The 21,394-nt window shown below is 57.8% G+C and carries 20 protein-coding genes; 4 read left to right on the top strand and 16 right to left on the bottom strand.

The features are described from left to right. Window positions 1-57: 57 nt before the first annotated feature. Together rlmD and cysM are read right to left on the bottom strand one after the other, a co-directional pair. The gene (gene rlmD, locus DIT72_RS11255; RefSeq protein WP_135955338.1) at window positions 58-1,395 is read right to left on the bottom strand and encodes a 23S rRNA (uracil(1939)-C(5))-methyltransferase RlmD; all 1,338 of its coding nucleotides are present in this window, start codon (window positions 1,393-1,395) and stop codon (window positions 58-60) included. Between the two features lie 35 nt (window positions 1,396-1,430). After that, window positions 1,431-2,324, bottom strand: a complete 894-nt coding sequence (gene cysM, locus DIT72_RS11250) for a cysteine synthase CysM (RefSeq protein WP_135955337.1) — start codon at window positions 2,322-2,324, stop codon at window positions 1,431-1,433. A gap of 247 nt (window positions 2,325-2,571) precedes the next feature. Here cysM and DIT72_RS11245 point away from each other — a divergent pair, with 247 nt between their 5' ends. After that, window positions 2,572-5,454 carry an ATP-binding protein gene (locus DIT72_RS11245; protein ID WP_135955336.1) on the top strand — a complete coding sequence of 961 codons (2,883 nt, stop codon included), beginning with the start codon at window positions 2,572-2,574 and terminating at the stop codon, window positions 5,452-5,454. A 19-nt stretch (window positions 5,455-5,473) separates the two neighbouring features. On the opposite strand, the gene pdxJ is transcribed toward DIT72_RS11245, so the two are convergent. The 14 genes from pdxJ to rpoE form a co-directional block, all read right to left on the bottom strand. Then, entirely contained in the window at window positions 5,474-6,223 is a 750-nt protein-coding gene (gene pdxJ / locus DIT72_RS11240; protein WP_135955335.1) for a pyridoxine 5'-phosphate synthase, read from the bottom strand. After that, a complete protein-coding gene (recO, locus tag DIT72_RS11235) occupies window positions 6,213-6,941 on the bottom strand; it encodes a DNA repair protein RecO (protein ID WP_135955334.1) in 729 nt (242 codons plus the stop codon). The genes pdxJ and recO overlap by 11 nt, the downstream gene beginning before the upstream one ends. A 7-nt stretch (window positions 6,942-6,948) precedes the next feature. Beyond that, window positions 6,949-7,866 carry a GTPase Era gene (gene era, locus DIT72_RS11230; protein ID WP_135955333.1) on the bottom strand — a complete coding sequence of 306 codons (918 nt, stop codon included), beginning with the start codon at window positions 7,864-7,866 and terminating at the stop codon, window positions 6,949-6,951. After that, window positions 7,866-8,555, bottom strand: coding sequence for a ribonuclease III (rnc, locus tag DIT72_RS11225; protein WP_135955332.1), 690 nt, complete (start codon window positions 8,553-8,555; stop codon window positions 7,866-7,868). Before rnc ends, era begins: the two co-directional genes overlap by 1 nt. After that, entirely contained in the window at window positions 8,552-8,941 is a 390-nt protein-coding gene (locus tag DIT72_RS11220; protein ID WP_135955331.1) for a DUF4845 domain-containing protein, read from the bottom strand. The genes rnc and DIT72_RS11220 overlap by 4 nt, the downstream gene beginning before the upstream one ends. Window positions 8,942-8,970: 29 nt before the next feature. Beyond that, window positions 8,971-9,756, bottom strand: a complete 786-nt coding sequence (gene lepB / locus DIT72_RS11215; protein ID WP_135955330.1) for a signal peptidase I — start codon at window positions 9,754-9,756, stop codon at window positions 8,971-8,973. An 11-nt stretch (window positions 9,757-9,767) separates the two neighbouring features. Beyond that, on the bottom strand, window positions 9,768-11,570 hold the full coding sequence (lepA, locus tag DIT72_RS11210) for a translation elongation factor 4 (RefSeq protein WP_135955329.1): 1,803 nt from the start codon (window positions 11,568-11,570) through the stop codon (window positions 9,768-9,770). Between the two features lie 105 nt (window positions 11,571-11,675). Next, the gene (locus tag DIT72_RS11205) at window positions 11,676-13,748 is read right to left on the bottom strand and encodes a bifunctional diguanylate cyclase/phosphodiesterase (RefSeq protein WP_228260792.1); all 2,073 of its coding nucleotides are present in this window, start codon (window positions 13,746-13,748) and stop codon (window positions 11,676-11,678) included. Between the two features lie 9 nt (window positions 13,749-13,757). Then, window positions 13,758-14,402, bottom strand: coding sequence for a CHASE domain-containing protein (locus DIT72_RS18430; RefSeq protein ID WP_228260791.1), 645 nt, complete (start codon window positions 14,400-14,402; stop codon window positions 13,758-13,760). Window positions 14,403-14,510: 108 nt separating this feature from the next. Then, on the bottom strand, window positions 14,511-15,935 hold the full coding sequence (locus tag DIT72_RS11200; RefSeq protein WP_135955491.1) for a DegQ family serine endoprotease: 1,425 nt from the start codon (window positions 15,933-15,935) through the stop codon (window positions 14,511-14,513). 132 nt (window positions 15,936-16,067) lie between these two features. Further along, entirely contained in the window at window positions 16,068-16,517 is a 450-nt protein-coding gene (locus DIT72_RS11195) for a SoxR reducing system RseC family protein (protein WP_135955328.1), read from the bottom strand. Beyond that, window positions 16,514-17,551 (bottom strand): MucB/RseB C-terminal domain-containing protein, encoded by a 1,038-nt coding sequence (locus DIT72_RS11190; protein WP_228283231.1) that lies wholly within the window; start codon window positions 17,549-17,551, stop codon window positions 16,514-16,516. Before DIT72_RS11190 ends, DIT72_RS11195 begins: the two co-directional genes overlap by 4 nt. A 40-nt stretch (window positions 17,552-17,591) precedes the next feature. Next, entirely contained in the window at window positions 17,592-18,170 is a 579-nt protein-coding gene (locus DIT72_RS11185; RefSeq protein ID WP_135955327.1) for a sigma-E factor negative regulatory protein, read from the bottom strand. A gap of 14 nt (window positions 18,171-18,184) precedes the next feature. Then, window positions 18,185-18,802 carry an RNA polymerase sigma factor RpoE gene (gene rpoE / locus DIT72_RS11180; protein WP_135955326.1) on the bottom strand — a complete coding sequence of 206 codons (618 nt, stop codon included), beginning with the start codon at window positions 18,800-18,802 and terminating at the stop codon, window positions 18,185-18,187. A gap of 199 nt (window positions 18,803-19,001) precedes the next feature. On the opposite strand from rpoE, the gene nadB reads away from it, so the two are divergent. The 3 genes from nadB to DIT72_RS11165 are packed head-to-tail and all read left to right on the top strand — an operon-like array spanning window position 19,002 to window position 21,389. Next, the gene (gene nadB / locus DIT72_RS11175) at window positions 19,002-20,606 is read left to right on the top strand and encodes an L-aspartate oxidase (RefSeq protein WP_206081096.1); all 1,605 of its coding nucleotides are present in this window, start codon (window positions 19,002-19,004) and stop codon (window positions 20,604-20,606) included. 44 nt (window positions 20,607-20,650) lie between these two features. Beyond that, complete coding sequence (locus DIT72_RS11170; RefSeq protein ID WP_135955324.1) at window positions 20,651-20,905, top strand: FAD assembly factor SdhE; 255 nt, start codon at window positions 20,651-20,653, stop codon at window positions 20,903-20,905. After that, the gene (locus DIT72_RS11165; RefSeq protein WP_135955323.1) at window positions 20,889-21,389 is read left to right on the top strand and encodes a hypothetical protein; all 501 of its coding nucleotides are present in this window, start codon (window positions 20,889-20,891) and stop codon (window positions 21,387-21,389) included. Before DIT72_RS11170 ends, DIT72_RS11165 begins: the two co-directional genes overlap by 17 nt. Window positions 21,390-21,394: the final 5 nt, after the last annotated feature.

The raw sequence follows: 21,394 nt of genomic DNA, 5'->3' as shown, positions 1-21,394 counted from the left end.
TCGCTCTTATTCTTCCTGGTCGCTTACCCGGCCATCCGTGACCGGCACCGAGATTGATCAGTTATCCACGCGCTCGAACATTGCCATGGACTCAACGTGCGTGGTATGGGGAAACATGTCCATAACCCCCGACCTCACCAGACGGTAACCGTTGCGCACCATGGCCCCCGCATCCCTGGCCAGAGTGGCAGGGTTACAGGATACATACACAATTCGCCTTGCCCCGAAAGCGGTCAGGTATTCGCACACCTCCTGGGCCCCGGAGCGGGGCGGATCGATCAGAATTTTGTCGAACCCTTCAGCTGCCCACGGCTGCGCAGTGAAATCAGCCTGCAGGTCAGCGCCGTGGAATGCGACATTCGATAACCCGTTGAGTTCCGCATTTTCCCGGCCCCGAACCACCATGGACTCATCACCTTCAACACCGACGACCTGCGCAGCACCACGTGCCAGCGGCAGGGTAAAATTCCCCAGCCCGCAGAAAAGGTCCAGTACTCGCTCACCGGGCTGGATGTCCAGCCACTCCACTGCCCTGTGTACCATGGTGCGATTGATCCCTGCATTGACCTGGGTAAAATCCATGGGATGAAATTTCATGGTCAGGTCGAACTCTTCCATGTAATAGGACAACCGCTCTTCACCAGACTCGGGCCAGATCCTGTAAACCGTGTCCGGCCCTTTCGGCTGCAGGTAGATATGCAATTGATGGTCCTGACCGAAACGGATCAGCGCTGCAGTGTCTGCCTCACTCAACGGATCCATGTTGCGGAAAACCATGGCCGCCTCCTGATCTCCACAGGCCACTTCCACCTGGGGAATGCGGCGATAGGCTTCCAGGCCATGAAGCATTTCCCGCAGTGGGGTGATGCACTCACCAATACGCGGATCAAGAACCACACACCGGTCAATGTCAGTCAGAAAGCTGTTGCGCTTCTCGCGGAAGCCGACCAGTACCGATTCCCGTGCAGGGACATATTTCACCCCCAGCCTCGCCTTGCGACGGTAACCGAGCGCAGGTGAGCGCATCGGGGGGACCCATTCCTGCGGCTCAATGCCCCCGAAATGGGCAAAGTGTTCCCGCAATGTGTCTTCCTTGAACCGGATCTGGGCATCACTGTCCATGTGCTGCAGACTGCAGCCTCCGCACAGGTCCGCGAACTCGCAGGGTGGCGTGATCCGGGCATCAGCGGCATTCACCACCTCGACCGCCCGCAGCTCGTCAAACCTGCTGCGGGAGCTGACCACCTTTGCCATCACCGTCTCACCGGGCAGCGCGCCGTCAACGAACTGGGTCTTGCCATTGTCCCGGGCGATGCCACGGCCATCGTGACTGAGGGTTTCAATAACACAGCGCACCGGCTCGGTGGGCAGGACTTTCCTGCGTCTTCTGCTCATAGGGCGTCTCTTGTTGGGATCTGGTCTTGATACATTCAGGCGCCTGGAAACACGCCAGTAGACAGGTAGCGGTCGCCACGGTCACAGATAATGGCCACGATCACCGCGTTTTCAACCTGGGCCGACAATTTCAGTGCAGCGGCAATGGATCCACCGGAAGACACACCGCAGAAGATACCTTCCTTACTGGCCAGTGTCCGCATGGTGTCTTCGGCCTCCTGTTGGCCGATATCCAGCACCGTGTCGACACGGGAGGCTTCATAGATTTTGGGCAGGTAGGGTTCCGGCCAGCGCCGGATCCCTGGTATGGAGGCGCCTTCTTGCGGCTGCAGCCCCACAATCTCAACGCCCGGGTTACGTTCCTTGAGATACCTGGAAACACCCATAATGGTGCCGGTGGTGCCCATGGAACTGACAAAATGGGTAATGCTGCCGCCGGTCTGCTCCCAGATTTCAGGACCCGTGGTGCGGTAGTGCGCCAGTGGGTTGTCCTGATTGGCAAACTGGTCCAGCACCTTGCCCCTGCCTTCCGCCTCCATTTGCTGAGCCCGGTCACGGGCAGTTTCCATACCTTCCTCTTTAGTGACATTGACGATCTCGGCGCCATAGGCCCGCATGGAGGCCCGGCGCTCCTCGCTGGCATTTGCAGGCATGATCAGAACCATCCGATAGCCCTTGATGGCCGCCGCCATTGCCAGGGCAATACCGGTATTGCCACTGGTTGCCTCGATCAGCGTATCACCCGGCCTGATTTCGCCGCGCCGCTCCGCTTCCTGAATCATGCTGATAGCCGGACGGTCTTTCACTGAACCCGCCGGATTGTTGCCCTCCAGCTTTGCCAGAATCACGTTGCTGGTCTCACCCGGAAGCCGTTGCAATCTTACCAGGGGCGTATGCCCTACGTAGTCTTCTATGGTCGGGAAATGCATGCTTTTACCTTCCTCAAATCTTCCGCAACCCGCGGCCAGCCATTAACGCCAGCAACACAAGCGTGTGATACACTCCGGATTTGCATGATACGCGGAATACCCGCTGTCTCCCAATACAGCTTCTCGCTATCTCCATGACTGCGGGCTATATCCGGGAGTTCCATCGCGGCCAGACTGGATGGGGTCGTCTATTCTGACAGGGAGGAATGCCGGATATCCGGCCTGCGAAGTCTATCGGGAATTAGTTATGCGGCGCTGGGGCATACGCAAAAAAGTACTTGTGGTGACACTCGTCCCCACCCTTGTGACCACACTGTTGCTGGGACTTTTCTTTACCTACAGCTGGGTCACCAATATTGAAAACCTGCTGAAAGACCGGGGCGAATCTCTCTCGCGGCAATTATCCGCCGGCTCCGAGTATGGCCTTTTTACTGCCAATCGCAGCCTCCTGAGCAGCCTTTCCAATGCACTTCTGGAAGAACAGGACGTGCGCTCCATTACCTTCTTTGACGGCGAGCACGACCGGATTCTTCACACCGGCCCCGGCAGCTCCGACGACGTCGGCAAAGAAGCCCTGAACGGCGAGGACCCCCGACAGATCAACAGACCGGACAGCACCGTGTTCGTCACTCCGGTTTACCTGCGGGACCTGATGAGTCAAAGCACGCTCGAGCCGGGCTCCCGACCGGAGGCGGGTAATGGTAACAAGAAGCCGATTGGCTGGGTCTCGGTGGAGATGTCCCATATTCGCACCGAGAAGGAAACCTACAAGGCGCTGCTGATTTCATTACTTCTGGTTCTTGGCGGGGTTCTTCTGAGTCTGGCTATCGCACTGCGCCTGAGCCGCGCGTTTACAGACCCGGTTTTTGAACTCAATGAAGCTGTTGCGAGGCTCAAGGAAGGCAAGCTGGATACCCGTGTCCACACCGGCGCCGGCCCGGAATTCGAGCAACTGGAATCCGGGCTTAACGAAATGGCCGGAGAGCTGAGCAAAGCCCAGGCGGAAATGCAACAAAACGTTGACCAGGCCACGGAAGACCTGCGGGAAACCCTGGAAACCATCGAAATCCAGAATATCGAGCTGGATTTTGCCCGCAAGGAAGCGCTCGAAGCCAGCCGCATCAAGTCGGAATTCCTGGCCAACATGTCCCATGAGATCCGCACACCGCTGAACGGCATTATCGGCTTTACCGAGCTCCTGCTGAAAAGCCCCCTGCCCCGGCAGCAACGGGACCACCTGAGCACCATCCGCAAGTCCTCGGAAATCCTGCTGACTATCATCAACGACATCCTGGACTTCTCCAAGATCGAGGCCGGCAAGCTGATTCTGGACCGCATTCCGTTCCAGCTCCGGGACATTGTCGAAGAAGTCATGGTCATGCTTGCCCCGGCAGCCCACAGCAAGAATCTGGACCTGGTACCACTGGTTTATAACGATGTCCCCGACAACATCATGGGCGACCCGCTCCGGGTGAAGCAGGTAATCACCAACCTGGTGAACAACGCCATCAAGTTTACCCAGACCGGTGAAGTGGTTTTGCGCGCCAGCCTTGAAGAGGAAGACAAAGAAGACAACCGGATCACCCTTCGGCTGAGCATTACCGACTCCGGTGTCGGGTTGTCCCGCGCCCAACAACAGTCCCTGTTCAATGCCTTCAGCCAGGCGGATGCCTCTACCGCCAGGCAATACGGCGGCACCGGACTTGGCCTGGCCATCTCCAAACGCCTGGTTGAGGAGATGGGCGGCAAGATAGGCCTGGAAAGCGAACTCGGCAAGGGTTCCACCTTCTGGTTTACTCTCACCTCAGAGCTGTCATCCGCCGGCGAGGCTATTGCGCCCAAAGATGCCCTGCGCGGAGAACGGGTGATCTACCTGGAACAACAGAAGACTACCGGCCTGGCAGTTGAGCACATGCTGCGGGAATGGGGCATGACGGTGGACAGGGTTTCATCTCCGGGCGTTATGCAGGAACAGATCGAGGAGGCCCAGAAAGCGCAGTCCGGCTATGCTGTTGCGCTGCTGGGTATAACCCGTCATCTGCTCAACTCAAGCCAGTACTGTTCGCTGGTACGGATCCTCGAACTGGAAAGAGACTGCCGTACGCTTCTGCTGACTCCCACCCTGGACACCCATGACACACCGCTCTCGGGTCTGGCCAGCGGCCATCTCACCAAACCGGTGCGCCGTGACGCCCTGTACGACGAGCTGCTTTTGCTGGTCCACGGCATCAGTAGCGGACAACGACAGCTCCATTCCCCGGCTGCAGCACGAGAGACGGCAAAACCATCCGCCAGGGTGCCACGGGTACTGGCTGTGGATGACAATGATGCCAACCTGAAACTGGTACTGACCCTGTTAAAGGATTGTCTGATTGAAGCCGAGGGCGCCAGCAGCGGCTTCGAAGCTCTCAGCAAGGCTCGACAGAAGTCATTTGATCTGGTGTTCATGGACCTGCAGATGCCGGGCATGGATGGCGTTGAAACCACCGAAAGACTGAGGGCCCTGGATGGTAACAGCCGCCGCACCCGCATCATCGCCCTGACCGCCCATGCCCTGGCAGAAGAGCATGATCGGCTGGTTGGCCAGGGCTTCGACGGGTATCTTGCCAAGCCGATCAGTAACAGCCAGCTGGTTGACATCATTTACGACTACACCGGTTATAGCTGCGATGGGGGAACAGAAAGCGGCTACCCGCCGATGCCTGAGATTCGCGATACCCGGCGAGCCCCGCGGCCATCTACCCGCAACAGACAACCGGACTGTATCAGCGTCACTGAAAGTATTCAGTTAGCCGCCGGTAAAGCAGACCTGGCAGAGGAATTGTTCAGCATGCTGGTTGAACAGATCCGTATCGACCTGGACCGTGTGAACCAGCTCTGGGACAACGGAGAGCGGGAGGAGTTACTGGAATGCGTACACAAACTGCATGGTGCGACCCGCTACTGCGGGGTACCGGAACTGCGCGGCGCCGCAAGCCAGCTGGAAACGGCGCTGAAGCGCACCGCACCGGATGCTGAGTATCTGAAAGATCAGCTGCTTGCCGCCATGGAACGCCTGCAAGCCTGGAGTGAACAGACAGACTGGCAGCAACTGTTCCGCCAGCATAACCAGCAGGCCGCTGCGGATTGACCCTGTTGGTGGCGGCCAATCAGCCGCGGGCGCCAGCCAGGATGGCCTTCATATCCCTGACCGCCTCCTTGAGACCAGAGAAGACGGCCCGCGCAATGATGGCATGGCCGATGTTGAGCTCATTGATACCCCCGATGGCAGCCACCCGCTCAGTGTTGTGATAATGCAGACCATGGCCTGCATTCACGATCAGCCCTCTTTTGCGGGCATGCTCAACGGCTGTCACCAGAGTAGCGAATGCGGCGTCTTCCGCTTGCGGGGTATCGGCTTCGGCGTATTCCCCCGTGTGAAGTTCCACTACCGGCGCGCCACATCGGACCGCGGCATCAATCTGCGCGATGTCAGGGTCGATAAACAGGGATACTTCCGCGCCGATCCTGGTCAACCGCTCACAAGCCCTGGCGACACGGGCTTCTTGGCCATCCACGTCAAGCCCGCCTTCTGTCGTCAGCTCTTCACGCTTTTCAGGTACCAGGCACACGCACTCCGGGCGCACCTGTTCAGCAAAAGCCAGCATGGCGTCGGTAACCGCCATTTCCAGATTCATCTTGGTGGTCAGGATTTCCTTGAGCAGAAGTACATCCCGGTCCTGGATGTGACGACGGTCCTCCCGGGGATGAATGGTAATGCCGTCGGCACCCGCCTCTTCCGCAAGAATGGCAGCCTGAACCGGATCCGGATAGCGCGTGCCCCTGGCCTGGCGCAGTGTTGCGACATGGTCGATATTGACGCCCAGCAGCACTCTGGGATTTGTCAGGCTAGGATTCATTGCGATCTCCTCGATGATGACTGAACAGGCTTCGGCTGTTGAGAGGCCGGCCCTGAAGAAGGTAATCCACCAGGACACGGGTTACCCGCTTGGCGACACGCCGGCATTCTATTGACTCCAGGTTACCGGCAGCCAGGGCCAGAAGGGTGGCACCGGAAAGGTTCTGAAGCCTGGCGCCAGCTGAAGGCATGGCCAGAATCCCCTGCTCGGGATCATAGCAATAATGCCCATTGGTCTCGACCATAGAACCGGTGTCGGTAGCCATATCCCACGCGAAGTCATAACCCAGTTCTGCCGCCAGGGACTGTTCGAAATGCCGCAGTACCGGCTCGATATCACTGGCTGCAGACAGCTCGGCAATCACGTCGATGTAGGAGGCAAAAAGCTGGGGATGTGGATCAGCCAGAGGCAACAGGCGCTGCAACAGTTCGTTCACGTAAAGCCCGCTGTACAGGGCCAGAGTGTGTTTCAGCACCGGCCCGCCACGGACTTCCGCCTGGGTCAGTGTCTTCAGGTCACTGCGGCCGGTCCAGTCCAGCAGCAATGGCTGGAAAGGCTGCAGTTGTGCCTTCAACGGGCTTTTTGCACTATTGCCGCCGCGGGCAATAATGGTTATCCGGCCGGCATTGAGTGAGAAAATATCCACCATCAGGCTGGTTTCCCGCCACGGCCGGCGGTGGAGGACGTACGCCGGCTCCTGATGTGCTGGGCCTGTCATAAAGGCCTCAGAAGTCGTTCATACCAAGACTTTTCAGTGCCCGGTCACTGTCAGCCCAGCCTCGCTTGACCTTGACCCAGAGTCTCAGCATGACCTTACTGTCGAACAGGCGCTCCATATCAGCCCGGGCTTCCTGGCCAATACGGCGCAGACGCTCGCCCTTGTCGCCAATCATGATTTTCTTCTGGCCTTCGCGCTCCACCAGAATCAACGCGGAAATGTGCAGGGTTTTGCCATCCTTGCGAAATTCCTCGATCTCCACCGCAACCGAATAGGGCAGCTCAGCTCCCAGTTGCCGGGTGATTTTCTCCCGCACCATCTCGGAGGCCATAAACCGCTCGCTGCGATCGGTGATCTGATCGTCCGGATAGAAGTGAACGCTCTGGGGCAGGAAACGAGCCACAGCTTCTTCCAGAGGTGCCAGGTTCATGCCTTTCAGGGCCGACAGCGGGATAATTTCGGCAAAATCCCGCTTTCTTGACAGCATGTCCAGATGAGGCAGCAGCGCTTCACGATTCTCGATGCGGTCGACCTTGTTCACTGCCAGAATCACCGGACATTTCAGGCTGCCCAGTTTTTCCAGCACCATCTCGTCGGCGGTGGTCCAGGCCATCTGGTCAACCACAAACACCGCCACGTCAACGCCCTTCAGTGCCGAGGTGGCCGCCTTGTTCATGTACCGGTTGATGGCACGAGGCTCTTCCTCGTGCATGCCCGGCGTATCCACGTAAATGGCCTGTACCGGGCCTTCGGTCTTGATCCCCAGAACCTGATGACGCGTGGTCTGGGGCTTGCGGGAGGTAATGCTCAGCTTCTGGCCAAGTATATGGTTCAGCAATGTAGACTTGCCCACGTTGGGGCGGCCAACAATCGCCACAAAGCCACAACGGCTGTCAGGGTTTTCTGGACGGGTTACATCATTCATCAATCATTCTCCACGCCCAGTTGCTTGAGGGCATTGCGGGCGGCCTGCTGCTCGGCAATCCGGCGGCTGTTGCCGGTACCGGTCGTTTTCCGGTCCAGCGACGGCAGAGCACAGGAAACATGGAACGTCTGGGCGTGGGCTTCACCATCCACGGAAATGACGTCATAGAGCGGCAGTGGAAACTGCCGCGACTGTAAATATTCCTGCAGCCGGGTTTTCGGATCTTTCTGGGTATCCTGCAGATCGAGCTGCTTCAGGCGCACGTCGAACCAGCGCAGGACCTGCTCCCGGCAGGTATGGAAATCACTGTCCAGGTAAATAGCGCCGATAATGGATTCGACGGCATCCGCAAGAATCGACTCCCGGCGGAACCCACCGCTTTTCAACTCCCCGGAACCCAGACGAAGGTATTTTCCCAGCTCGAATTCGCGACCGATTTCCGCCAGTGTGACCCCCTTGACCATCCGTGCGCGCAGACGGCTCAACTGCCCCTCCCTGGCCTTCTCGAAGTGCAGGTACAGATATTCGGCTATAACCATATTGACAATGGAATCACCCAGAAATTCCAGGCGCTCATTGTTCTGGTTACCATAACTGCGATGGGTAAGGGCCAGCAGCAGACGCTCTGGAGCCTTGAACCGATAACCAATGCGCTGTTGTAACTGCTCCAGATCCGGTTGCGAACTCACTTGCCCTTCATCTCATACTCGTGTTGGAAGTGGATAACCGTATCCACATTGCGGAAAAGGTTGTTGCGGACTTCGTAATCCACATTGATAACCACGAACTCGCCGTTTTTCTCAACAGTGATGTTCTTGGCGTCAAAGCCTCTCACATTGTTGACACTCAGTCGCTTGTTGATAAGACTTCTGACCTGGGGCGGCCCCATGGTAGAGAGATCCTCGGTGCCATCCAGGCTTTCCAGTGCTTCCTGGATGGTAATATCATCCAGATACGCCGGCCCAAGCTTGATCACCAGTGTCAGCAGGCCACCGAAGAAGAGCACCATGATCAGGATCACCAGTGACGAGGCACCTGCCTGCTGCCGCATGGATGAAAAACTGTTTTTCTTCATTATAAAGACACCCCTGAATTACACTGCATTTATTCTATGCCACCCACACGATCGAAAGACGGCAGGCTGGTCAGCGACTGCCAGTGCATCCAGATCGCAAATGCCTTGCCGACCACCATCTCATCCGGAACCGTACCCCAGTAACGGCTGTCATTGCTGTTATCGCGGTTGTCACCCATTACGAAATACTCGCCTTCCGGCACCAGCCATTCTCCCTCACCTGAGCGGCCGGAACGCCCGATGGTCAGCAACAGATCATGTGTTGTATCACCGAGGGTTTCACGCCACAGCTCTACCGGCGGCAATCGTGCAATAAAGCGGGTCTCGACTTCCTCGCCATTAATGAACAGCTTGCGGTCCTGATAGCGGACATAGTCGCCGGGAAGGCCCACAACCCGCTTGATGTAATTGGTACTGCCATCGTCCGGATAACGGAAAACAATGACATCGCCCCGTTCCGGGTCATCCACTTCCAGAATCTTGGTGCCGGCAACCGGCAGCCTCAGGCCGTAGGCGTACTTGTTGACCAGAATAAAGTCCCCGACCTCCAGGGTGGGCAACATGGAGCCGGAAGGAATCTGAAACGGCTCCACCAGGAATGAACGCAGTACCAGTACTACCGCCAGAACCGGGAAGAACGATCGGCTGAGATCAACCAGGTAAGGTTCCTTCGGCTCTTTACCGCCCTCGACCTTCCCCGGCTCCAACCCGGCCGCTTCCAGCCGGCGTTTGCGGAGAAAGAGCCTGTCCAACAGCCAGATCAGCCCGGTTACAAACGTCAGAACTACCAGAACCAGGGGAAAATCAATATCCATTCAGGTGCCTTTTAGTTATCCACTTTCAGTACGGCAAGGAACGCTTCCTGAGGCACTTCAACATTGCCCAGCTGCTTCATGCGTTTTTTACCTTCTTTCTGCTTCTGCAGCAGTTTTTTCTTGCGGCTGACATCGCCGCCATAACACTTGGCGGTGACGTTCTTGCGAAGCGCCTTGACGGTGACCCGCGATACCACCTGGTTCCCGATGGCCGCCTGAATGGCAATATCAAACATCTGCCGCGGGATCAGCTCTTTCATTTTCTCGACCAGGGCGCGCCCCTTATAGTGGGCCTGATCCTTATGCACAATCAGCGCCAGCGCATCCACGCGCTCCGCATTGATCAGCACGTCCAGCCTCACCAGGTTCGCAGTCTGGAAACGCACGAACTGGTAGTCGAGCGAGGCAAAGCCCCGGCTGGCAGACTTGATCCGGTCGAAAAAGTCCAGAACCACTTCCGCCATCGGCAGTTCGTAGGTCACCTGCACCTGGGTCGACATGAAGTGCATGTTTTTCTGGATGCCGCGCTTTTCCTCACAGAGCTTGATGACATTGCCCAGGTGTTCCTGGGGTACCAGGATGCTGGCCTCCACGATCGGCTCACGCATTTCCTCTATGGAACCAATATCCGGAAGACTGGAAGGGTTGTCCACCGACAGCGTCTCACCCTGTTTGGTAACGACTTCATAGATTACCGTTGGCGCAGTGGTAATCAGGTCAATGTCGTATTCACGCTCCAGACGCTCCTGAACAATTTCCATGTGGAGCATGCCGAGGAAGCCACAACGGAAACCGAAGCCCAGCGCATCCGAGCTTTCCGGCTCGAAAAACAGCGAGGCATCGTTCAGGGTCAGTTTTTCCAGCGCATCACGGAAATCGTTGTAGTCATCGGCACTGACCGGAAACAGGCCAGCGTAGACCTGGGGCTTCACTTTCTTGAAACCGGGCAGCATCGGAATATCGTCCGAGCCTTTCTGCTGCACGATGGTGTCGCCCACTGGCGCTCCATGGATGTCCTTGATCCCGGCCACCACGAAGCCGACATCCCCGGCTTCCAGAATATCCGTATCTTTGGGTTTGGGATTGAAAATGCCCACCTTGTCGGCATTCCAGGCCTTGCCGGTGGACTTTATGACAATCTTGTCGCCCTTTTTCAGCGTGCCCTCGGTCACTCGCACGAGGGAAACAACACCCAGGTAATTGTCAAACCAGGAGTCGATAATCAGCGCCTGCAGGGGAGCACTGCGATCGCCCTTGGGTGGCGGAATCCTGGCGATCAGGTCTTCCAGTACATCTTCTACACCAATGCCGCTCTTGGCACTGCACCGAACCGCCTCGGTGGCGGCAATACCGATGATATCCTCGATTTCCTGTGCGACTCGCTCGGGCTCTGCCTGAGGAAGATCCATCTTGTTCAGCACCGGAACCACTTCCAGGCCCTGCTCAATGGCGGTGTAGCAGTTGGCCACGGACTGTGCCTCAACACCCTGGCCGGCATCCACCACCAGTAGCGCGCCTTCGCAGGCGTAGAGCGATCGCGACACTTCGTAAGAGAAATCCACGTGGCCGGGGGTATCGATAAAGTTCAGTTTGTATTCTTTACCATCCCGGGCCGTGTAGTTCAGCGTCACACTCTGGGCCTTGATGGTTATGCCGCGCTCGCGCTCCAGGTCCATGGAATCAAGCACCTGCTCGGCCATCTCACGTTCCGTGAGGCCGCCGCAGATCTGGATAAAGCGATCTGCCAGAGTGGATTTACCGTGGTCAATGTGGGCGATGATCGAAAAATTTCGGATTCGGCTCAGTTCAGTCACAGACAATGAATACTCATAAAAATACGAAGGATTGAGCCCGGATGGGCCGTTGCCGGAATCCGGCGACCGCGTGATTTTACCGGTTACCGGTCACCATTGCCATGATCAGGAAGTTAGCGGGTGCTCATATTGGCGAATCAGGAAGCCAATGAGGGCATCCTCGTCCAGCGGATAGCTGAACAGGTTGCCCTGGCACTGGGCGCAGCCGGCGCTTTTGAGAAAGCTCAGCTGCTGGGGAGTTTCCACTCCTTCGGCAACAACGGTGAGGTGTAATTTTCGCGCCAGTGCAATAACAGCCGAAGCCACATCCGTTGCGCTGACGTTGTAGGGGATGTCGCGGATGAAGCGGTGGTCAATCTTGATCACATCCAGCGGCAGCTGTTGCAGGGCAACCAGCGAGCAGGAACCGGTTCCGAAATCATCCAGGATCAGACAGACACCCATATCGTGCAGGGACACCAGACGTTCCCTGAGCATGCGGGGATCCTCGTTCAGCAGCTCCGCCGGCATCTCCAGTTCCAGGCACTCCGGCGACACGCCGGTTTCGGTGATCACCTGGCGCATCATGTCCAGAAAACCGGGATCTGTCAGCTGACGCACCGACAGGTTAACCGCCATTTTCAGCGATTCGAATCCGGCACGCTCGAGCGCCTGCACCTGGATGCAGGCCTGGCGCAGCGCCATTTCACCGAGGCGGACAATCAGCCCGGTTTCCTCTGCCAGGGAGATAAACTGCTGGGCGCTGACCAGTCCCTTTTCCGGATGGTGCCACCGCAGGAAAGCCTCAACCCCGATCACCCTTTCACTCTCCAGGTTGATCTTGGGCTGGTAATGGAGCACAAAGCGGTCATTATCCAGTGCCGCTGCCAGTTCCTCCTGCTGCAGCAGGCGCCGGGCTGCCTTGATGTTCATTGCGGGAGTAAAGAACTGATAGGTATTTCGCCCCAACTCCTTGGCCCGATACATGGCAAGGTCCGCGTATTTCATAAGGGTGCCCGGATCCTGGCTGTCGCAGGGAATCATGGTGATACCGATACTGACTGTAATGCCCACTTCATGATCATTCAGGCGAATGCGCTGACACAGGCGCCGGAGGATGGTCTCGGCAACCTTGCCAGCGGCATCCGGACCACTGATACGTGACAACAGCACGACAAATTCATCTCCGCCCAGCCTGGCAACCGAGTCGTCTTCCCTTACACATCCCGTCAGCCACTGGGACACCTGCTTCAGAAGCTCATCGCCGCTATCATGACCAAGGGTATCGTTGATGCGCTTGAAACCATCCAGATCCAGGAACATAAGGGCGGCAGGCTCTTCGCTGCGGCGGCTACGGCGCACCACATTGTTCAGGCGATCCTTGAACAGCTGCCGGTTGGCCAGACCTGTCAGGGGGTCGTAGAATGCCAGCCGATGAAGTTCCGACTCCGCCGCCTTGAGCTGGGTCAGGTCGCGCAGACTGACAACCACGCCATTTACACCCGGTACGTTGAGCATGGCTGTGCAGGTGCCCTCCATGTCCCGCCATTGCCCTTCCGAATCCCGTATGCGGGCACGGGTAACCGGAATCTGTTTGCCAGGCGATTTGATCGCCTCGTCAAAACCGGCCTTCAACTGGGGTCGGTCTTCTGCATGAACGAGAGAGTTGAGATCCAGGCGGTAAACCTGTTCCGGATCAAAACCGAGAATGTCACGACTGGACGGGCTCGCGTAACGGGGATTGCCGCTGGGTTCCAGCACCAGAGTGACATTGGCAGCCCCTTCGGTGATAGCGCGATAGCGGCCAGCGCTGAACTGCGCCTGGATACGGCTGCGGATCATGGCAAGGACGAACAGGAACATCAGCAGGCTGATCAGAATGCCGGACCCGAGGACAATAGGCGGGCGCGGGTCAGACGCAAGAAAATCAAAGGCCGGTGTGGAACGGGTCTGTAGCAGCCAGTCCCGGCCACCATGGGTAATCGTCTGGCTCATTTCAAAACTGAAGTTCTCGTCCAGGGAGCCAAGATTGGAGCCGTACATCAGTGAATCCCGGGAGATTTCGCCGTTGTCGTAGAGCTTCACATCCAGAAACGGAGAGATCAGACCGACGATGCCATCCAGCAGATGATTCATCCTGAATGCGCTGAAGACGTAGCCTGCCAGCATCATCTGGCGCTCCACCCGGCTTTCCGGCACAGCACCACCCTAAAAGACCGGGTAGTACATCAAAAAACCCGCCTGGTCTTCAGCCACTTCTTCCTGTACCAGCACCACCTTGCCAGTTACCCTGGGCTCGGCATGGTCCCTGGCGCGCACCATGGCACGGCGATGGACCGGATCGCTGAACGCATCGTAACCCAGCGCCTTACGATTTCTTTCGGTACCCGGCTCCAGGTACACCATCGGGTAGTAATACGGCCCGGTGCCCAATGGCGCAACCAGATAGTTGTGAACGCCATTCCGTCGCACCGATGCGATATGTTCCGCCATCTGGCGAACACCAATTTTCCTGATATAACCGATCCCCTGGAGGCCGGGGTAATAGCGGTTTATATCGACACTGTCGATGTATTCGCGCCAGTCTTCCCTGGTGACGTCGCCGGCAACAGCGAACAGGCCAGCACTGCCGGCCAGCACTTGTTCATAGTTCAGCAGCCGCTCTTCAATAGCGGTTTTAAGCTGCAGTGACTGGGTTTTGAAACGTGCTTCAGTGCGATCATCAACCAGGCGAATGGACACCTGCCACAACAATACCGTTGCCGCAAGAGAGGCAACCAATAACAACCATGCCGCCCATGAGTAACGGGGCTGAAGCAGTTTCCGGAGAGGAAGATCCTTTTTGTTCACCATTCGGGCAGGTCCGGTCCATGGCCATTTATCTGATTATTTGCCGGACTATAACAAAATGCCCCGCTGGTTGTCCTTTAACCGACAACCAGCGGGGCATTTTGTCTTTCCTCAGGGTTTCATGACCAGGTAAATAGCCCGCCCCTGCCGTACAACACGAACCGATACCGCACTGTCCTCCGGCAATGACGCGACCGTTTCCCGGAAATCCTCGACAGAGTTGATGGGACGACGGTTAAGCTCGGTGATCACATCCCGCGGACGGATGCCGGCATCCATCGCAGGCCCCTGCGCGATATCCGACACCAACACACCGCCGGAAACCCCCAGCGAGTCCCTGACGTCGTCGGGAAGAGGTTCAACGGTCATCCCCAATGGCGCGGATGACGGACCGCTGTCCCCGGAGGCCGGTGCGGATGCACGCTCCTGACCTTCCTCCGGCAGCTTGCCGATTTCAACGTCCAGGCTGATCTGCTTGCCTTCCCGCATGATCTCCAGGGTGGCGGTTTCGCCGATAGGCGTGCGGCCAACCATAGGCGGCAGATCAGATGACAGGATTATATCCTCGCCGTCATATTCAAGCACGATATCGCCGGCTTTGAGCCCTGCCTCTTCCGCCGGTGAGCCTGACATCACCTCCGCAACGAGAGCACCACGTGGACGTTTCAGGCCGAAAGACTCCGCCAGATCCCGGTTCACTTCCTGGATCAACACACCAAGCCAGCCACGGGAAACCGTTCCCTTGTCCCTGAGCTGCCGGAATACGTTCATGGCGTCATCGATGGGAATGGCAAACGATACCCCCATAAAACCACCGGAGCGGGTATAGATCTGGGAATTGATGCCGACAACCTCACCGTCAAGGTTGAACAAGGGTCCGCCGGAATTGCCGGGGTTGATTGCCACATCGGTCTGGATGAACGGAACATAGTTTTCAGACGGCAGGGAACGGCCGATGGCACTCACTATGCCGGCAGTCACCGTATAATCAAAACCGAAGGGAGAGCCGATGGCCAATACCCACTCGCCCACTTTCAGCTCTTTGGAACTTCCCACCTGAACGACGGGCAGGTCCTTTTCGTTTTCAATTTTCAGCACCGCCATGTCCGAACGCGGATCGGTTCCCACCAGTTTCGCCGGCAATTCCCGGCGGTCGTTCAGCCGCACAATGATCTCATCCGCGCCTTCCACAACGTGGTTGTTGGTCAGTACATAGCCGTCACTGGAAACGATAAACCCGGACCCCATGGACTGACGAGGGGCTGAACCCCCGGGACCTCCCCCGAAAGGCGACTGGGGGCCACCGAAAAAGTCCCTGAAGAAATCAGGCAACTGCTCAAGCTGGCGTTCATCGAACGGCAGACCACGGGAGCGATTCTGCCCCGCCTTTGGCTCCGTCGTGGTGCTGATGTTGACCACGGCCGAAGAGTTGTCTTCAACCAGTTCGGTAAAATCCGGCAAGCTGCCGGCCGAGGCCGACTGAGCCAGTGACAGCGGCAGCAACAGGCACAGCAGATACAGCCCGGCCGCTACCATACGCCGGCTTCTTGGGCGGGACGACGTTTGACCACCATTCTTTATTTCAAGCATTCAGGACCCCCTGATCAGCAATTCACTTTGGATTATTGTTTGGTCAATAACCGATATTTTCAACCAGCCGGCGTTGATTCAAGAGCCGGGGCCGGACAATTCCTGTCTGACTTTTACCAGACGTGGCTCATAACCCCGCGCAGGGTTCGAGCCGATCCGCCTGGCCACCATAAAACCGGTTGCCATTCCCGTGGCGGCTCCAAGCATGGCTGCTGCATCGTGCCCGCCTGACAGCTGATGCCCGGCTACAGCGCCAACCACCAGCAACGCCAGCGGTAGTGCATACACCAGCAGAGAGGCGCCCACCAGGGCCGACTCTTCAATGGCGACTGTGACTTCATCGCCAACCCTGGCATCCAGACTGTTGGCGACCAGTACCTGGTTGGCACGCCCGCCAGACACACCGGCCAGCGCCCGCTGACCACAGCCATTGCGCGCCGAGCAGCTTTCGCAGGCACTGGTCCGGATTGTCTGGACCCACACCCGGTCGCCACTCACGGCAACCACTCTGCCAGTTTCCGTAATCATTCCCCGATAGCTCCGAACGCCAGCGTATCGTCTACGTTAATGGATTCAGCAACCTTGCGCGCCGTTGTGGGAGGAATTTCGCCAACCACCGTCACAAAAAAGTCCATGTCATCGACTTCAAGCTGCTTCATGTAAACGGTGGTAGCGCCGATGCGTGAGGCCCCTGTGGGCAACATAATCTTGCGGGCAGGTTCGACGAACACGGAAAATGCCGCCAAACCATCTGAAAAAGCCACAGCCTGGCCTTTTCCGGAACGTGGAGCCGCCGCAGGAATGAATCCATCCGGCCGCCACTCCAGAGTCCAGCCGTCCATTCGCGGGGCCGGGGAAGAGGTTTTGGTCGGTGCCAGTTCCCTGGCAATCTCTTTCCCCTCGGTACGGATCACGAATTCGCTGTCTGACAGGCTGTCGGTAATCTCAAGACTGGTGAACTGGAAATGTTCGAGAACCTTGCCGTCAGAAGAACGCACATGGCTTTTTACCAGCAGGCCAGTGGACTTTTCCAGCCACAACTGGTGGCTGTAACGAAGTTCATCTTTGGACCTGAGGGCAAGCTTGACCACCTCGTAACCGGCTATTCGATCGTCGCCCACCAGCTCTGGCTGATACCAGCGGCTGACCGGCATAAGCTGACTGGAAAATGCTTCTGCAAACGGACCGGAAGGGATGACCTGATCGAGCTGGATGCGCCCGTGATCCGGAAGCACGCAGACGACACGCATTCCCTTGCGGACAATTTCACCACTGGCACCATCCTGGGGAACAAGGCGTTCTTCAACGATGCCGTTCCGGTAACGATGGGCAATCTGCATCGAGCTCACCTGATCACCACGCGCGTAAACGAACACGCCACGGTAAGACGTCATGTTCAGGGCGGGTCCCAGGCGGTCCAGCCAGTACTCTGCATTCCTCGGACCGGTGTCGGCAACCGCCTGGCCCACGAGGAAAACACAAAGAACCACAAGCAGCGCCGACAGACGCCTGCCCTGGTTCAACCACTGAGCCCGGACTCCGGTTACCGTTTTGCGAATCAATTATTCAACTCCGGCTGTTATTCACGATGAAATCGCAGGCCTAGTAGCCCGGCCCGGATGCACTTACCAGCCGTGCGTAGCCAACCGACCCACGGCCTGCCCCAACGCTGTTATGCTGTGCATGCTCCAGAAGGTAGCGGCTGACCTGCTCCCATTGCTCTTCATCCAGCCCCTGTAAGGCAACCTCCTGCACCGGTTCGCCCATAGTGTCGGCCTGCAGACCTTCAGACTGTCCGGCGGCAACGCCGGTACCGGCGATCGTGGCGGGACTCTCCACGGATTCCCAGCCAGCGCCTGCGCCAAAACCCACGACCAGTGCCAGGGTCACCATGGCGACCGCGGGCCAATGCCAGTTACGCTGCCTGCCAATCTCGGGCAGAGCTACCGGACCGGAGGCCTTCTGCAGGCCACCATCCAGCGCATTCCTGACGCCGGCGCTGATATCCACCCGGTCATCAGCCAGGCTTCCCTGATGCATCAGGTCGCGCACCTGCTGCCAGCGCTGCCACTGCGAACGAACTTCATCCTGCCGGGCGTGAGACAACAGCCTGCGGACAGACAGTTCATCCGCCTCGTCATCCATCATTGCCGACAGGGTTTCTTTGAGACGATCATCCATAGGACGCAACCTCATTATGTCCGGGAATCGTTTAATAATGGGCCAAGGTGACGATCCACCGCGTCCCGCGCCCTGAAAATCCGCGACCTGACTGTACCGATCGGGCACTCGAGAATACCGGCGATATCTTCGTAACTGAGCCCGTCATACTCCCTGAGCAGAAACGCTGACCGAAGCTCTTCCGGAAGATTGCCGATGGCCTCCCTGAGCGCTTCCTGCAACTGGTCCCGTTGCAACAGCTTTTCCGGTGAGGCGTTGTCTCTCAGCCTTGAACCATTATCGAAGTTCTCGGCCTCGATGGCGTCGGCACTCCCCTGCGGACGGCGACTGCGGGACTCCAGGAAATTCTTGGCCGTGTTCACTGCAATGCGGTAAAGCCAGGTATAAAAAGCACTGTCACCCCGGAAACGGTCAATTGCACGATAGGCCTTGACGAAAGTTTCCTGGGTCAGGTCCATCACTTCCTGACTGTCGTAGACATACCGACTGATGATTGACGCTACCCGTGACTGGTACTTGACCACCAGAAGATCAAAGGCAGGCCGATCACCCTGACGGACCTTCCTTACCAGTTGAAGGTCTGTCTGGCTTTCACTGTTTTCTTCCTTGTGGTGTTCTGTTTCCACAGTCATGGACGGAGTGCCGGAGTTCCCATAGAGAGCGACCATTCGGTCAGCTTGCCTATACTTCGGTGGATTCATGCTGCTGTCCGGTGTCCGATGAGACCCTGGTGCTCCCGCTTCAATGGGTGCACCCCGTCAGGCCAAATAGACAGCAGGCACAAAGTTTAGTTCAATACACTTCCACATTATGGCCTGCGATAACAACCCGATGCCACAATCCTACGAATTCGATGTTCTGATAATCGGCAGCGGCGCAGCCGGTCTGACTGTTGCCCTCAATCTGCCTGAACACCTTCAGGTTGCTGTGGTCAGCAAGGCTGACATCAGCAGCGGCGCAACACTGTGGGCTCAGGGCGGCATCGCAGCGGTACTGGACGACGATGACTCCCTTGAAAACCACATCAGCGACACCCTGAGCGCAGGTGGTGGCCTCTGCCACGAGGACGCCGTCCGGTTCACCGTGGAGCATGGCCGCGAGAGCATTGACTGGCTGATTGACAGCGGCGTCACCTTTACCCGTGATGATGAGTCACACTACCATCTGACACGGGAAGGTGGACACAGTCACCGGCGCATTATCCACGCCGCCGATGCCACCGGCCATGCGGTTTCCACAACCCTGACGTCGCAAGCCCAGGCGCGCACGAATATTGCCCTGATGTCGGGTCGGGTTGCGGTTGACCTGATTACCAACCGCAAGCTGTCGCTGCCGGGCAATGCCTGTGTAGGCGCTTATATCCTCAACCTCGAAGACAACCATGTGGAATTATTCCGCGCGCGCTTCACCATTATTGCGACCGGTGGCGCCAGCAAGGCCTACCGCTACACCACCAATCCCGACGGCGCATCCGGGGACGGCATCGCCATGGCGTGGCGGGCAGGTTGCCGGGTAGGCAACATGGAGTTCAACCAGTTCCATCCCACCTGCCTGTATCACCCACATGCCAAGTCGTTCCTGATCACCGAGGCGGTTCGGGGCGAAGGGGGCACGCTGTTGCTTCCGGATGGCACGCGGTTTATGGACAGATTCGATGAGCGGGGCGAACTGGCTCCCAGGGACATCGTTGCCCGCGCCATTGACCATGAGATGAAACGCCTGGGTGCGGATCATCTATACCTGGACATCAGTCACAAGCCGGCCGATTTCGTCAGGCATCATTTTCCCACCATCTACGAGAAATGCCTGACCTTTGGCATCGATATCACCAGCGAACCCATTCCGGTGGTGCCTGCGGCGCACTACACCTGTGGTGGCGTGCTCAGCGATGAACGGGCACGCACCGACATCAACCAGCTTTATGTTGTAGGCGAGGCTGCGTTTACCGGCCTCCATGGCGCCAATCGCATGGCCAGCAACTCCCTGCTGGAGTGCCTGGTCTATGGCCGGGCCGCCGCGGCCGATATCGCGCGGCGTGAATCGGACATCCCGGCCCCGCCACAGGCACCTGACTGGGATGAAAGTCAGGTGCGGGATTCCGATGAGGACGTGGTAATCTCCCACAACTGGGACGAGCTCCGGCATTTCATGTGGGATTATGTAGGTATTGTTCGCACTACCAAACGTCTGCAGAGAGCCAAACACCGTATTGATCTGCTGGAGCGCGAAATTGGCGAGTTCTACAGCAACTACCGGGTGTCCAACGACCTGCTGGAACTGCGGAATCTGGTTACCGTTGCCGACCTGATTATCTGCTCTGCCCTGCAGCGCAGGGAAAGCCGTGGTCTCCACTACACACTGGATTTCCCGGGACTGCTCGCCGAAGCAAAAGATACCGTACTGGTTCCGACAACCTATAGACGACCCGCCCCCTGACCGGGGCGGTTCACACCGATCCCACTGGGCAACTGAGAGTATTCATGTCTGATAACACCGAGTTTAACCGCCTGTGGTGGCACAGCCGTCGCGGCATGCTTGAGCTGGACGTATTACTGATCCCGTTCCTGGAAGAGGCCTACCGGGATTTGCCGGCAGAAGACCAGGCCCGCTACCGGAAACTGATCACCTGCGAAGACAGCGACTTGTTTGAGTGGTTCATGCAGCGCAGCCGTCCGCAAGACCCCGATCTGCAACGCATCGTCGATATCATGCTGAAACGTGTCCAGCCGGATTGACCTGAGGATTTCGCCATCGCACCCGGTGGCGTTTCTGTGCGCACTGCCCTGGTTGTTGCTGACGGCGCTGGTGGCGCTTATCGCCAGCGATCATGGTCTGGTCCTGGTGACTCTCGTTGCCGTCACTCTTTGCGGGGCCATCTTCCAGTATCGTCGCGGCGGTTTGCTGGCGGGTCCGGACGCCGTCGTCGGGCTAAGGATTGAGAACCGGCATCTGTACGCTCGCCTCCGCTCCGGTGCGGACGTTGCCGTAGTGCCCGCTGATGAAAGCCGCATGAGCGCCAGGTTCGCGATCTTGAAACTGCGATGCAACGGCTCCATATATCGCCGATATCCTGTTGTTCTGGTTGCGTTCTCGCCGGGGCTCTCCAACACCTCACCGGAAGCATTCCGGCAATTGCGGGTCTGGCTTCGCCTGGGACCAGGTCCCCGTGCCAGCGAGGCCGGCGACCAGCAACCATCCAATGTTCAGGAAATCCACTGATTCTG

The organism is Marinobacter orientalis (genome assembly GCF_004792665.1).
GTDB classification, from domain to species: domain Bacteria; phylum Pseudomonadota; class Gammaproteobacteria; order Pseudomonadales; family Oleiphilaceae; genus Marinobacter; species Marinobacter orientalis.
Note: the sequence above shows the minus strand (reverse complement) of the source record. Positions and strands in the feature narration are given on the sequence as shown.

Coding starts and splice junctions, on each gene's coding strand:
- DIT72_RS11220 (WP_135955331.1), bottom strand. CDS start 8,941: ATGAAGAAAAACAGTTTTTCATCCATGCGGCAGCAGGCAGGTGCCTCG.
- DIT72_RS11245 (WP_135955336.1), top strand. CDS start 2,572: ATGCGGCGCTGGGGCATACGCAAAAAAGTACTTGTGGTGACACTCGTC.
- lepB (WP_135955330.1), bottom strand. CDS start 9,756: ATGGATATTGATTTTCCCCTGGTTCTGGTAGTTCTGACGTTTGTAACC.
- pdxJ (WP_135955335.1), bottom strand. CDS start 6,223: ATGAATCCTAGCCTGACAAATCCCAGAGTGCTGCTGGGCGTCAATATC.
- recO (WP_135955334.1), bottom strand. CDS start 6,941: ATGACAGGCCCAGCACATCAGGAGCCGGCGTACGTCCTCCACCGCCGG.
- DIT72_RS18430 (WP_228260791.1), bottom strand. CDS start 14,402: ATGGTGAACAAAAAGGATCTTCCTCTCCGGAAACTGCTTCAGCCCCGT.
- DIT72_RS11185 (WP_135955327.1), bottom strand. CDS start 18,170: ATGGATGATCGTCTCAAAGAAACCCTGTCGGCAATGATGGATGACGAG.
- nadB (WP_206081096.1), top strand. CDS start 19,002: ATGCCACAATCCTACGAATTCGATGTTCTGATAATCGGCAGCGGCGCA.
- DIT72_RS11200 (WP_135955491.1), bottom strand. CDS start 15,935: ATGGTAGCGGCCGGGCTGTATCTGCTGTGCCTGTTGCTGCCGCTGTCA.
- DIT72_RS11170 (WP_135955324.1), top strand. CDS start 20,651: ATGTCTGATAACACCGAGTTTAACCGCCTGTGGTGGCACAGCCGTCGC.
- rlmD (WP_135955338.1), bottom strand. CDS start 1,395: ATGAGCAGAAGACGCAGGAAAGTCCTGCCCACCGAGCCGGTGCGCTGT.
- DIT72_RS11195 (WP_135955328.1), bottom strand. CDS start 16,517: ATGATTACGGAAACTGGCAGAGTGGTTGCCGTGAGTGGCGACCGGGTG.
- cysM (WP_135955337.1), bottom strand. CDS start 2,324: ATGCATTTCCCGACCATAGAAGACTACGTAGGGCATACGCCCCTGGTA.
- rpoE (WP_135955326.1), bottom strand. CDS start 18,802: ATGACTGTGGAAACAGAACACCACAAGGAAGAAAACAGTGAAAGCCAG.
- era (WP_135955333.1), bottom strand. CDS start 7,866: ATGAATGATGTAACCCGTCCAGAAAACCCTGACAGCCGTTGTGGCTTT.